Source organism: Lancefieldella sp., from assembly GCF_057237245.1.
Window position 1 is genome coordinate 278,896 of the sequence record NZ_DBHHJM010000002.1, and the last position, 13,588, is coordinate 292,483.

The 13,588-nt window shown below is 50.0% G+C and carries 13 protein-coding genes; 6 read left to right on the forward strand and 7 right to left on the reverse strand.

Going from position 1 to position 13,588, the window contains the following annotated elements:
- Window positions 1–48: 48 nt before the first annotated feature.
- From ACO5GU_RS03215 to ACO5GU_RS03240, 6 genes are all read left to right on the forward strand, one after another.
- Window positions 49–765, forward strand: a complete 717-nt coding sequence (locus ACO5GU_RS03215; RefSeq protein ID WP_484907144.1) for an acyl-[acyl-carrier-protein] thioesterase — start codon at window positions 49–51, stop codon at window positions 763–765.
- A gap of 1 nt (window position 766) precedes the next feature.
- On the forward strand, window positions 767–1,198 hold the full coding sequence (locus tag ACO5GU_RS03220; protein WP_484930088.1) for a (deoxy)nucleoside triphosphate pyrophosphohydrolase: 432 nt from the start codon (window positions 767–769) through the stop codon (window positions 1,196–1,198).
- A gap of 183 nt (window positions 1,199–1,381) precedes the next feature.
- A complete protein-coding gene (locus ACO5GU_RS03225; RefSeq protein ID WP_475002991.1) occupies window positions 1,382–1,630 on the forward strand; it encodes a hypothetical protein in 249 nt (82 codons plus the stop codon).
- 78 nt (window positions 1,631–1,708) lie between these two features.
- Window positions 1,709–2,557 (forward strand): thymidylate synthase, encoded by an 849-nt coding sequence (gene thyA, locus ACO5GU_RS03230; protein WP_484824670.1) that lies wholly within the window; start codon window positions 1,709–1,711, stop codon window positions 2,555–2,557.
- 137 nt (window positions 2,558–2,694) lie between these two features.
- A complete protein-coding gene (locus ACO5GU_RS03235) occupies window positions 2,695–3,183 on the forward strand; it encodes a dihydrofolate reductase (protein ID WP_484930090.1) in 489 nt (162 codons plus the stop codon).
- A gap of 213 nt (window positions 3,184–3,396) precedes the next feature.
- Window positions 3,397–4,440, forward strand: coding sequence for a hypothetical protein (locus ACO5GU_RS03240; protein WP_484930092.1), 1,044 nt, complete (start codon window positions 3,397–3,399; stop codon window positions 4,438–4,440).
- Window positions 4,441–4,753: 313 nt separating this feature from the next.
- Here ACO5GU_RS03240 and adhE read toward each other — a convergent pair whose 3' ends face one another.
- The 7 genes from adhE to ACO5GU_RS03275 form a co-directional block, all read right to left on the reverse strand.
- On the reverse strand, window positions 4,754–7,372 hold the full coding sequence (adhE, locus tag ACO5GU_RS03245) for a bifunctional acetaldehyde-CoA/alcohol dehydrogenase (protein ID WP_484858042.1): 2,619 nt from the start codon (window positions 7,370–7,372) through the stop codon (window positions 4,754–4,756).
- 67 nt (window positions 7,373–7,439) lie between these two features.
- The gene (locus ACO5GU_RS03250) at window positions 7,440–8,222 is read right to left on the reverse strand and encodes a PLP-dependent transferase (protein WP_484930094.1); all 783 of its coding nucleotides are present in this window, start codon (window positions 8,220–8,222) and stop codon (window positions 7,440–7,442) included.
- A gap of 25 nt (window positions 8,223–8,247) precedes the next feature.
- Entirely contained in the window at window positions 8,248–10,014 is a 1,767-nt protein-coding gene (gene thrS / locus ACO5GU_RS03255; RefSeq protein WP_484930096.1) for a threonine--tRNA ligase, read from the reverse strand.
- Window positions 10,015–10,151: 137 nt separating this feature from the next.
- Window positions 10,152–10,583, reverse strand: a complete 432-nt coding sequence (locus tag ACO5GU_RS03260) for a zinc ribbon domain-containing protein (RefSeq protein ID WP_012808713.1) — start codon at window positions 10,581–10,583, stop codon at window positions 10,152–10,154.
- An 86-nt stretch (window positions 10,584–10,669) separates the two neighbouring features.
- Complete coding sequence (locus tag ACO5GU_RS03265; RefSeq protein ID WP_484930098.1) at window positions 10,670–12,094, reverse strand: bifunctional folylpolyglutamate synthase/dihydrofolate synthase; 1,425 nt, start codon at window positions 12,092–12,094, stop codon at window positions 10,670–10,672.
- Between the two features lie 14 nt (window positions 12,095–12,108).
- Complete coding sequence (folE, locus tag ACO5GU_RS03270; protein ID WP_035431661.1) at window positions 12,109–12,696, reverse strand: GTP cyclohydrolase I FolE; 588 nt, start codon at window positions 12,694–12,696, stop codon at window positions 12,109–12,111.
- Window positions 12,697–12,717: 21 nt separating this feature from the next.
- On the reverse strand, window positions 12,718–13,587 hold the full coding sequence (locus ACO5GU_RS03275) for a bifunctional 5,10-methylenetetrahydrofolate dehydrogenase/5,10-methenyltetrahydrofolate cyclohydrolase (protein ID WP_484930100.1): 870 nt from the start codon (window positions 13,585–13,587) through the stop codon (window positions 12,718–12,720).
- Window position 13,588 lies beyond the last annotated feature (1 nt).

Here is a 13,588-nt window from a genome sequence, read left to right on the forward strand (position 1 = left end):
GGCATATTGTAATACCTCAGCAAACGCTGATTTCGAGTTTGGATTTATATGTACACCATTGAAAGTAGAGTTAGATATAGCGAGTGCGATGAGACCGGAAAGCTTTCCCTGGTAGGCGTTATGAACTACCTGCAGGATTGCTCGACGTTCCACTCAGAAGATATTGGCCGCGGCTTTAAACAGCTGACCAGCGAGGGATACGCATGGGTCCTGGCAACGTGGCAAATCCAAGTTGACCGTCTTCCTCAATTTGGCGAGAAGATCTGCGTAGGTACCTGGTCATATCAGATGAAGGGTCTTCAAGCATCTAGGTCGTTTGTTATTAATGATGCTAGCGGCGCGACTATCGTAAAAGCGGACTCTACCTGGTATTTGATGAACATTAAAGAAGGCAAGGCGGCTCGCGTTCCAGAGAGCGAGAGCGTCTACATTACCGGCGAGCCTCGCGTAGATTTGCCACCAACTCCTCGCAAAATTGCACTTGAGGGAAATGCTGTTGATGGTCCAGCCATTCTTGTTTCCCAGCAGCATCTGGATACAAACAAGCACGTTAATAATGCTCAGTACGTGCTCATGGCTGTCGACACACTTGTGGCCCTTGGCTATTCTCACAAGCTGCGCCGCATTGTGGTTCAGTACAGAAGTCAGGCACGCTTGGGCGACACCATTACTCCCCAGGTATACACCGATGAGACGGGTTTCTCGGTAGTGCTCAAAGATGCCGAGAGTTCCACCGTTTTTGCAACAGTCAGGCTGGAGGGATAACATGGCCGAGACCAAAACAGTCAATGTAGCTGCAGCTATCTTCTATAAAGACAACAAAATACTTGCCGCTTGTAGAGCTGATGCGGATAATGCTGGCTTCTGGGAGTTTCCTGGCGGAAAAGTTGAGGCTGGAGAAACCTCAGAGCAGGCGCTGCGTCGAGAAATTCAAGAAGAGCTGCACTGTAGCGTGCAGGCAGCGTTTTTCTATGACACGGTAGCTTACTCCTACCCCACCTTTGACCTGCATATGGATTGTTATATCTGCACGCTGGGTGAGTCTGAGGAGCCTGTCGCGGACCCAGAGATCCACTCGGAGTTTCGTTGGCTTGCTCAAAACGAGCTGCTTGATGTGCAGTGGCTTCCTGCGGACATTGAGCTCATCAAACAGCTTGGCACGTTCTGGAACGACATCTTTGCATCGCAGCACCTGTAGGAGCTGCGGGCGCGTGAGCCGCGGGCGCGTGAACCGCTGGCGCGAGCGCTGTGGGCGCGGACAAGCTGTCGTGTGCAGAATACTTTGCAGAGAATGTGGAGTGACAAAAAGAGGGGTTTCTCGCCATGAAATCCTTGGGCGACGACGGGTATCATCAAAGTGTAAGCGTTTGATTGAGGATTGATGGCAAAGAAAGACGACAACCAAGATACCAGGGACAACAGGCATGAATTTGGCGGCGAGGGCCCTGACTTTGACCCAAACGATCCGTCGCAGATGCCTGACGGCTCTCCTTTCCCTGCAGGCTTGCTATTTTTTATAGTTATTATGCTGCTCTCGGGACTGGGACGTTCTTGTGTTGCGGACACTCGTACGAGTACAAGCCCGCTTTTTGGAGACCCCTACAGCGCTTATACTGACAGCAACTGGTAATGTACTTGGAAAAGACTTGCTATACGTACAACTAGCAGGTGTTTATTCCATTTTGAACGGTATTTTGAAGGATTGAATATGAGCAAAGCAGATCGCATTTTTATTGATATGTGCTCCGACATTATTGAAAACGGCACCACCACCGAGGGCGAGAAGGTCCGTCCTACCTGGGAAGATGGTACCTCCGCATACACAATCAAGAAGTTTGGCGTCTGCAATCGCTATGATTTGCGCGAAGAGTTTCCAGCGCTGACGCTTCGTCGCACTGCGCTCAAGAGCGCCATGGACGAGGTTCTGTGGATTTACCAGAAGAAGTCCAACAACGTTAACGACCTTAACTCTCACATCTGGGATTCATGGGCTGATGAGTCTGGTTCCATTGGCAAGGCTTACGGTTATCAGGTTGGACAGGTTTCTCACTACTCCGATGGCGACTATGACCAGATGGATCGCGTGCTCAAGGACCTCAAAGAGAATCCGTTCAGCCGTCGTATTATGACCAACCTGTATACCTTTGCCGATCTTTCTGAGATGAACCTCTACCCTTGCGCATTCAACGCAATTTACAACGTTACTCAGGAGCCAGGTAAGGATAAACCTACGCTTAACCTGCTGCTTGTTCAGCGTAGCCAGGACATTCTAGCTGCTAACAACTGGAATGTTTGTCAATACGCAATCCTGTTGATGATGGTTGCGCAGGTTAGCGGCATGGAGGCCGGCGAACTGGTTCACATGATTGCCGATGCTCACATTTATGATCGTCACGTTGACATTGTTAAAGAATTGATTTCTCGCCCCACCTTTGATGCACCAAAGGTGAGCCTGAACCCTAACATCACCAACTTCTATGACTTCACTACTGACGACCTCATTGTCGAGGATTATCAGCATGGTCCGCAGATCAAAAACATTCCGATTGCGGTTTAGGCGCAGTTGCTGCGGACACGGCTGGCGCTGCAGGCACGCCTGAACGGACGCGGTTGGCGTTGTTGTAGGCGCGCCCGAGCGGACGCTCAAGCTAAGATCATCATTTCATTTAAGACGATACTTGCCAGGAGAACCACATGAACGCAATTGTTTCTGTAACACGCAATTGGGGCATCGGATGCGACGGAGATCTTCTCATCCCCAACAAGGCCGACATGAAGTACTTTGTTGAGCACACGCGCGGTTGCACGGTTGTCATGGGCAGAAAGACGCTGGAGAGCTTCCCTGGTGGACCGCTTAAAGGTCGCCGCAACATTGTCATTTCTAGAAATGCCGATTATCAGGTCGAAGGTGTTGAGGTGGTGTCGTCGGCAGAGGAAGCGCTTCGTTTAGTTGCGGATGAAGTTCCCGAGAAGGTCTGGCTTATTGGTGGAGCTTCAATTTACCGAGCTCTTCTCAACAAGTGCTCTTACGCGTACGTGACGAAGCACGATACCGTGGTCAATGCGGATACGTACTTCCCCAACCTGGACGAAGACCCTGCATGGGAAGTTTGTAACGAGGAAGATGGCGATGTAACTCCAGAAGGTGTCGCTTTCAAGTTTGTGACCTACGAGCACGTTTAGCTGACATCTTGATTAGTCATATAAGTTTTGTGATGATTGATTAGACTGTTTCATTTGAACTTTAATTTGCTCTGTTATCAAGCCCTCTTTTACCTGCAGGTATGAGAGGGCTTGTCTTGTTTTGACAGAAAAGAAACGGAAGTCTGTCAAGCTGCTGACAGGTTGCTGAAAAATCCTGCTGTTATATTCGTTACTCAATTTAAGGAGGAACGAATGGATATTATTTTCTCGCATGAAACTGCACTACAAATCTGTGCACAACTTAAGATACGCGGAAATGAAGATGTTTTGTTGCAACGGACAACAAGGGATTTGCGCGCGACGTATTCAGCGTGTTCGACCGAGATATACGATGAAAAGCTTTGTTTTCTAAGGAAAGCATACGGCATTGTCTTGGGACAAACTACACATGAACTATTAAGAAACAATTCAAAAACAAGATTTTGCGATGAGCGAGTATCTCACCAGTTCAAATGCCTTTTGCCGACAGGATTCCTTATTGATTTGGATCAAAATATCTATTGTGTTGCGCCTCCCCTAGCTGTTTGCTTGCTCTCTAGGAATAAAAGTCCTCTTCATCAATTTGTGCTTGCGAATTTAATGATGGCTAGTTATGGTCATCTCCCAAACGGTGATCTCTGCGAATTTAATACGCCGTTATTGACTACGGACGAGCTCATATCTCTATTGAGCGCGCTCGATTCCTATTCACCTGGCTTACGAACAACACAACGAAATATGAAGTATTTCTTTTCTGATGCTGCCTCTCCCATGGAGGTTAAAATGGCGCTTAGATCAGCTCTTCCATATCGGGAAGGCGGGTTTAATCAAATGCCGCTTGCGCTGAATAAATCGTATCTAATAAAAGACCTGATAAACCCAAGGGTACAAGCAAAGGAACGAAAGCTTGATTTGCTATTCGGGAAGATGTCCAAATCAAATTTGTCTGGATTGAATTTAGTAGCTGTTGAATACAACGGTGCTTATCATGATGACTTCTACCAGCAAAGAAAAGATAATCAAAGAACAAATGAGTTGAATTCGGTGAGCATTAAAGAGTACTTTGTGAATACAGATATCTACAGAAACCAGCTTGCGATGCAAAATCTGTTCCTGAGCATTAAAAAGGACTTAGGTGATAGCAATCTGTACCGGATTAGACGAACGTTACGCCGGTATTCTCATGAGCAATTCATTTTGGTGAATAAACTTGATTCGATATACAGATTTATGAATGAAATGATATATAAAGTTTAACTATCCCTGAATTGCCTTATGTGACAACACAGCAAAGTTAGATAATCTGCAAAATTCGATGCGAATAGCACACCAAATGAAGATATTCTGCATCAAGCACTCATTTTTGAAGCAATGTATAGCCTTTTTTGACAGATTATGTGACATAGGTGTGTTTTGTGATTCTGGGGTCACGGTTTCAATCAAACAGCTCATTGGCTGATCAGACAACGAATTTTGTTAGCTAGAAAAAGAGCCGGTTACCTGGGTTTTAGGTAACCGGCTCTAGTTTTGTGCTTTACGCGCTCCGCGGTGGACGCGCTACGTGCGAGGATTAGTCTTCGTAGAAGCCTGGCTCGCGACCGTAGTAAGCATCCAGGTAGAGCTCGCGGAGCTCGGAGACAAGTGGGTAGCGTGGGTTTGCGCCAGTGCACTGGTCATCGAATGCCTGCTCAGACATCTCGTCAAGGGTATCGAGGAAGTACTTCTCATCTACGCCGTAGTCCTTGATGGTCTCCTTGACGCCGATGTATGCCTTGAGCTCCTCAATCTTCTTGACGAAGTTCTCAAAGACCTCACGGTCATCCTTGCCGGTAACGCCGCAGAAACGACCTGCCTCAGCGTAACGTGCGAGGGTGTGTGGGTGATCATACTGTGGGAAGGTACCCATCTTTGTTGGTCGCTCGGCTGCGTTGTAGCGCATTACGCGAGTAAGGACGATTGCGTTTGCCCAACCATGTGGAATATGGTGGAAAGCGCCCAGCTTGTGAGCCATAGAGTGGTTGATACCAAGGAACGCATTAGCAAATGCAAGTCCACCGAGGCAGGATGCGTTTGCCATGTGATCGCGTGCTTCGACATCGTTTGGATTATCGTAAGCGCGTGGCAAGTACTCAAAGACAAGTTTCATGCCGCGAAGAGCCATGCCATCTGTGTAGTCAGATGCCATCATGGAGACAAATGCCTCGAGGCAGTGAGTAAGAACGTCGATACCAGAAGCGGAGGTCAGGCCCTTAGGCTGGCTCATCATGTTGTCAGTATCAACGATTGCCATGTTAGGCAGCAACTCATAGTCTGCAAGTGGGTACTTAACGCCATTGTCAGCATCAGTGATGATGGCAAATGGAGTTACCTCGGAACCGGTACCAGAAGAAGTTGGGATAGCAACGAAGAATGCTTTGTTGCCCATCTTAGGATAGTTGTAGACACGCTTGCGGATATCCATGAAGTCTGCCGCCATGTCCTCAAACTTCTCCTCCGGATTCTCGTACATAGACCACATAATCTTACCTGCGTCCATAGCAGAACCGCCGCCGATTGCGATGATGCAGTCTGGCTCGAAGGAGCGGATGCGAGCTACACCCTCAAGAGCACACTGAAGCGTTGGATCTGGAGCAACGTCCCAGAATGAAGAGTGGACGATGCCCAGGGAATCCAGAGTCTCCTCGATGGTCTTGGTGAAGCCACTCTTGTAAAGGAACTGGTCTGTAACAATGAAGACACGCTTCTTGTTATAAACCTCTTTGAGCTCACGGAGAGCAAGAGGCATGCAGCCCCTCTTGAAGTAGACCTTCTCAGGTACACGAAGCCAAAGCATATTCTCTTGCCTCTCTGCAACAGACTTGTAGTTAAGCAGGTGCTGTGGGCCAACATTGCCGGAGACGGAGTTGCCGCCCCAGGTGCCGCAGCCAAGGGTTAGGGATGGAGCCATCTTGAAGTTGTAGATGTCTCCGATGCCGCCCTGAGAGGAAGGGGTATTAATCAGAATACGGCAGGTCTTCATTGCTGCCTGGTGCTTAGCAATCTTCTCTTTCTCGTTAATGTTGACGTAAAGAGAGCTGGTGTGACCATAGCCACCGTCAGCAACAAGGCGCTCTGCCTTAGCAATTGCCTCGTCAAAAGTCTTTGCACGATACATGCCAAGAACTGGAGAGAGTTTCTCGTGAGCCATCTCCTCTGAAGGCTCAACAGAGGTTACCTCACCAATAAGAATCTTGGTCTTCTCTGGGACCTCGACACCGGCAGTCTTAGCGATGAAGTGAGCGGACTTACCAACGATACCTGCATTAACAGCTCCGTTAATAATGACAGTCTTGCGGACTGCATCGAGTTCCTTACCCTGGAGGAAGTAGCAACCGCGGTCTGCAAACTCCTTCTTGACCTGGTCATAAACGCTGTCGAGAACGGTAACGGACTGCTCAGAAGCGCAGATCATGCCGTTGTCGAAGGTCTTAGAGTGAATGATGGAGTTAACTGCAAGCTTGATGTCTGCGGTGTCATCAATGATAGCTGGAGTGTTACCTGCACCAACACCCAGAGCTGGCTTACCAGAAGAATAAGCAGCGTTAACCATGCCTGGACCACCGGTTGCTAGGATGATGTCAGCGTTGCTCATAACTGCTGCGGTCAGGTCGATGGAAGGAACTGGAACCCAGTCGATAATACCCTTGGGACAGCCGGCCTTCTCGGCAGCATCGCGAACAATGCGAGCTGCGGCAATAGTGCAGTCTTTAGCGCGTGGATGCGGGGAAATAATAATGGCGTTTCTTGTCTTCAGAGCAAGAAGTGTCTTAAAGATTGCGGTAGAAGTAGGGTTAGTGGTTGGAATAACTGCAGCTACGATACCCATTGGCTCGGCTACAACTCGATAGCCTGCAGCTGGATCATCCTCTACAACACCACAAGTCTTCATGTCCTTGTACTTGTTGTAAATATACTCTGCTGCGTAATGGTTCTTGATAACCTTGTCTTCCATTACACCCATGCCAGTTTCTTCAACTGCCATGCGAGCAAGAGGGATACGATTTTTCTCGGCCGCAAGAGCAGCTTCATAGAAAATCTTATCGACCTGCTCCTGAGTAAATGTTGCAAACTCTGCCTGTGCCTCGCGCATCTCTTCGAGGCGCTTGAGCAAAGTATCAACATCCTCAATTTGAGTAGCCTTCTTTGCCATAAAATCCCCTTCTATTTAGGAACATTAGTTCAAATTATACCAAGGTATGCTAATCAAATGCTTACCGTTAACCGACTCTCTCAAAATTTATAATCTGCGTTCTGGCGTCTTCATCAGTTGCTGTAAATCTATGCCATTCACCTGGCGATTCTTTCCACATGTAATCCACGTATGGACCAAATCCACCCACCAGCTGCGATGTTGCGCGCGCAAAGTTCGGGTCCGTCTTGAGACCCGGATAGCGCACCGCCTCGACGCGCGGATGGCACGCCAGGAACGTGGCAACCACCTGCGCTGCATCGCTTGCCGCGTGGCGAGAAACCCGTGCACTCGCCTGCTCTTCCGCTCCCGTAGCAGAAACCGTCACGTCATCTGTAGAGCACGCCTTGGCTTCAACCGCCTCTGCTACCCACGGTATGCAGCACTTCCGCATGCACACGACAACATATCCCGGCACCCGAGCGTCCTCGGCTACTGCGATCTCTGCTCCCAGACGACATGCCGGGCTGAACTCGGCTCCAATCGTACGCACATCCGCCACAAGCAGCTCCCCTGCCGCAGCTCTGCCTTTGATGTCGCACACCTCAACGGGCACGCCAGCAAGCGGCTCCACGACGGTTACACCGCCCGAAACCAGTGTGGCGAGAAGTTCGTCTACATAGGAAACAGGGACAAGCCGCGCACGGCCTGCCCCTGTCATTTTTACGTATTCAGCTACAACATTGGTTGCGGTTTGCGTGACAACGTCGGTTACGGTTTGCGCGACAACGTCAGTTACGGTTTGCTTGACGCCGTCGATTGCACCGACACTCTTCGTGCCGCCTGCGCCATCCTGCGCGGTGCCACCCATAACCTGCACTTTGTCTGAAGCCTGTTTAACCAACGCGCTCAGCATTCTCTTTGACAACCTGAGCAATAAACTCGTCAAGCTCTGCCGTGTGAGTCTCGTTGGAGCGGTCGCGGACAGAAATGTTTCCTGCCTCAACCTCCTGCTCACCAAGGATGAGCATGTAAGGAACACGGTCAAGTGAGCGAGCCTCACGAATCTTATAGCCAATCTTCTCGTCACGGTCGTCAACCTTAACGCGAATACCAGCAGCTGCAAGCTTCTCGGCAACCTCATGAGCATAAGGACGAGACTTCTCGGAGACAGGAAGAACCTTGACCTGGCATGGGCTCAGCCAGACAGGGAACTTGCCTTCATAGTTCTCGGTCAGAATGCCAATGAAGCGCTCGAAGGAACCAAAGCCAGCGCGGTGAATCATGATTGGCTGCTTTTTGGTGCCGTCGGAGTCAATGTACTCAAGCTGGAAGTTGTGAGGCAGCTGGAAGTCAAGCTGGATGGTACCGCACTGCCAAGAGCGACCAAGGCAGTCGGTCAGATGGAAGTCAATCTTAGGACCGTAGAACGCACCGTCGCCCTCGTTGACAACGTACTCAATGCCCATAGACTCAAGTGCGTCACGCAGGCCCTGCTCAGCGCGCTCCCAATCCTCATCAGAACCCATAGAATCCTCTGGGCGTGTAGAAAGTTCAACGCGGTATGGGAAGCCAAACTGTGCATAGTAAGCAGTGATGAGGTGAGATGCATCCGTGACCTGCTCAGTAATCTGATCAGGGCGGATAAAGAGGTGTGCGTCGTCCTGAGTAAACTCACGAACTCGGAACAGACCGTGCAGGGCACCCTTCATCTCGTAACGGTGATCAAGACCAGCCTCAGCCAGCTTCATAGGAAGATCCCTATAAGAACGTGGCTTGGACTTATAAATTAAACAAGCACCAGGGCAGTTCATAGGCTTAATGGCAAAGTCCTCTTCATCTACCGTGGTGGTGTACATATTCTCTTTGTAGTGATCCCAGTGACCAGAAGTCTCCCAAAGGGAACGCGAGAGGATCAGTGGAGTCTGAACCTCCTGGTAACCAAAGCGAGCCTGCATCTCATGCCAGTAATCGGTCAGAGCGTTGCGCAGAGCCATACCGTTTGGAAGCCAGAATGGAGAGCCTGGACCAAAGTCGGACATCATGAAGAGCTCCATCTCGCGGCCAATCTTCCTGTGGTCGCGCTTCTCGGCCTCTTCAATCATCTTGAGATACTGAGCAAGCTCATCCTTGGAGCCAAACGCAACACCATAAATTCTGGTGAGCATCTTGTTGTTCTTATCAGCCTTCCAGTACGCACCAGAAATGCTAGTCAACTTGAAAGCCTTAACACCCTTGGTGTAGAGCATGTGAGGACCAACGCACATGTCAACGTATTCACCCTGCTTATAGAAGGTGATGTGTGCGTCAGGAGCAAGATCGCCAATGTGTTCAACCTTGTAAGACTCGCCGCGCTCCTTCATGTAGGCAATAGCCTCATCACGAGGAAGCTCAAATGTCTCAATCTTGAGGTTCTCTTTGACAATCTTCTTCATCTCAGCCTCAATAGCTGGGAAATCATCCTCGTTAACCTTAGTGTCTCCAAGATCAACGTCATAGTAGAAACCGTTTTCGGTTGCTGGACCATAGGCAAACTGTGCGTGTGGGTACAGACGCTTCAAAGCCTGAGTAAGCAGGTGAGCTGCATCGTGGCGAATAACCTCAAGCTCTTCAGCTGCATCGTTAATCTCGCCAACATGGCCGTCGTTATATAAAACCTTCATGTAAAACCCCTCAGAGGTAGCTACTCATAGAAACAGGCACGGCGCCTACTCTGCTCACACAGGAGCTTAGGAGCAGACGCCTACATAGTCTCTGTTGTAAAACACCAGATTGCCATCATAAAGAACAAAACCAAACGTTATTGAATGCGAGTACGGCAGTAAGGGCAAACCTTCCAGTCTGCATTCAGTGGACGATGGCATGTTGGGCAAACGTTTCTAACCTGCGTATTGCAGATTGGGCATACGATAAAATCGCGGTCGATTGGAGCGGAGCACTTAGGGCAGATGCCGTAGTGAGACAGCTGGTGCTCACGAAGGGCAATATCAAGGTCCTGCTCCTCGCGGTCAATGAGGTAGCTGCTTGGACGCAAAATAACGTATGCAAGCAGACCAACAACAGGAACAACAGAAATGACTGCCCACATCCACCAAGGCTCTGCGCCGCGGCGCTGAGCATCGCGAATAACGTAGATGATGGAAAGGATATAAAGCATTACGACGCAAATGACCATGAGGTAAATAACCATACGTACCTCAGGTGTAATAATCTGATCAAGAATCTCCTGCATCTGACAGCCCCTTCTGCTGGCTTTTTGTTCTCTCCTAAATCGTACGACAAACCGCCTCAAAATGGGGCGAAATGTCGCAGATAAATTTATTTTACCAAAGCATCACTAAATTGTGCAGCAACCTCACCAGCAAGTGAAATTGTTCCACATGCCACAAAGCCCTTCTCGCGCAAGGCGTCCACTGCCTCAGGGACGCTTCTGTAGACAGCAACCACGTTAGCGCCGCAGGCTTTGTACAGCTCAGCAAGCTCATCTGCATCCATGGCGCGCTCGTTGTCTGTCTGGGTTACCGCTACCTCAGGGAACTCTTTGGCGAGAAGTTCTGCGATGCCCTTAACGTCTTTATCTGCAAAAACTGCAGTCAAAAGCATAGGACGATTGGTAACTTCTGGCTCAATTGAGCGGATAGCAGTTAAGAATGTCTCAATTGACTGGGGGTTGTGAGCCGCGTCGATAAGGACTAAAGGCTTTGGCTGAAGCAACTGGAATCTACCTGGTGTAGGGCACCTGGTTGTGGAGAAAAACGCTTTCTCTGCATCAAGTGGACGACCAAGAAAATCCTCGGCCAAGCAGGTTGCCAGAGCAATGTTTGCTGCCTGGTAGCTTGGTTTAAGTGCGGCAAGATCTTCGTAGGTTGCACGAGGCGTGACAACCGTAAGCTCAAGCGGAAAACCAATGCTCTTAGGCTTTTTGGTAATGAAGAAATGTGCGTGAGGCAGCTCTGGATGGTCAGACGACTGACCAGCAGAAACCTCTCCCTCAACGTCTTCTGACTTGTCAGCTACAAGAAGAGTTGGGACAACGCCTGCGGAAGCTGCCTGGGACAAGAATACGTCTTGGACGCTCTGAGGAGTTGTCGTTCCCACGCCAAGCACGCAGGTACGACCAGGCTTGATGATGGCGGCCTTCTCGCCAGCAATAGCCTCAAGGGTATCGCCTAGGATGCGCGTGTGATCCAGGCCAACGCCCGTGATGGCAACGGAGGTGATGTTTTGAGCGGCGCTTGTTGCGTCCCATCTGCCACCCATGCCACACTCGAGCACACAGACGTCAATCTCTGCCTCGGCAAAGACCACTAGAGCTGCGACCGTGAGCAGGTCAAACTCGGTGATGTCATAAGGGCGCTCGCCCAAGGCGGCTCGCTGAGCGTTTACGCGCTCCCCTGCTACCTGAGCAGCTGAAACGCCGTGAGCAAAAGCCGCCTCAGAGACGGGTGTGCCGTTGATCTCCATACGCTCGGTATAGCTGATGAGCTCGGGAGACGTGTACAGAGCGGTCTTGAGACCCTCTCCCTTGAGCAGGGCTGCATTGTATCTGGAGGTAGACGTTTTGCCGTTGGTACCTGCAATCTGGACACTCTTAAAGCAGAGATCAGGATTGCCAAGCTCTTTGAGCATGTCTTCCACGCTCTCCAGCAGGGGCTGAATACCAAACTTCTTTGTATCGTGAAGCACCTTTAAAGACTGCTCGTAGCTCAGCTCAGGCACAGAAAAAGGAACGGAATAACTCATTGTTCGCATACCTCTTATAGACCAAGCAGACGCATAGCTTCTGCACGGGTTTTCTCGTTAGTTTTAAAAATGCCACGAACCGCAGATGTGGTGGTCAAAGCACCCGATGCCCTAATACCGCGCATGCTCATGCACGTATGCTCGGCCTCCATAACCACCAAAACGCCCAGAGGATCAAGCTCTTCTACCATGGCGTCTGCAATCTGGCCCGTTAAACGCTCCTGTACCTGCAGGCGGCGAGAATATCCGCTGACGCAACGAGCAATTTTGGAAAGGCCGGTAATACGACCATTTTGTGGAATGTAGCAAACGTGCGCCTTGCCCACAAAGGGCAGAATGTGATGCTCGCAGGTAGACGAGAAAGGAATGTCGCGGACAATAACCATCTCTTTATTGCCCTCTTCATGGAACTGTTTACGCAGGTGAGCTGCAGGATCTTCCTGCATGCCACCAAAGAGCTCCACGCAAGCACGAGCAACACGGTCTGGTGTATCAAGCAGACCTTCTCGCTCTGGATCCTCGCCAATAGCAAGCAAAAACTCCTTGACCGCGGCTTTTACGCGCTCTTGGTCAAGCTCTTTATAGTTATTTTCCGCTGCCATGAGGCAACCTACCTTTCACTCTTATGCAAGCGTTTTTTGAGCTGCGGCAACAACATGGCGAGCAAGAATTGCCGTTGTCACGCTACCCACACCGCCAGGAACAGGAGTATAAGCACTTACCAGAGGAGCTACCTGCTCTGTGTTGACGTCGCCAACAAGTTTCTGAGCTGCTTCATCCCAGTTAATGCCCACGTCAACGATGGTTTGTCCTGCTCTTACGCAGTCAGCTCCAATAAGGTGTGCACGACCTGCGGCCACCACCACAACCTCTGCCTGCTTAAGCATAGCAGCAAGGTCTTTGGTTTTGCTGTGACACACCGTCACTGTAGCGTTTCTTGCACTTAAAAGCGCAGCTACCGGACGACCAATGACGTTTGAGCGACCAACAACTGCAACAGGCGCTCCCTCAAGGGGTACCTGGTAAAAATCGAGAAGCGCAAGAACTGCCTCTGCAGTACAAGGTCCCAGAGCACCAGGAGTTCCACAAAGTGTTGCCAGCAGCATGGAATCAGTTGCGCAATCAACATCTTTTTCTGGTGCTAGATGCTGAAGTGCTTCATGCTCGTCAATTCCAGCAGGAAAAGGACGCATGGGCAGACAACCATGCACCGATGCGTCGGCAGAAGCCTGGTCAAACGTAGCATTTACCTGCTCTTGTGTGGCATCTTCTGGAAGCTCAATGGTCTCAACTTCAAAGCCTACCTTCTCCGCACGCGTATAAGCCGCACGCTCATAGGTAAGGTCATCGCTTTTCTGTCCAATGCGAACAATAACCAGTTTAGGAGTTACCCCTTGTGCACGAAGTTCCTGAACCTGAGCAACAAGTTCTTCAGTTATTGCTTTAGCAACAGGAGCGCCACGAAGCTCCTGTGACAGAGTTTCTGAGCTCATG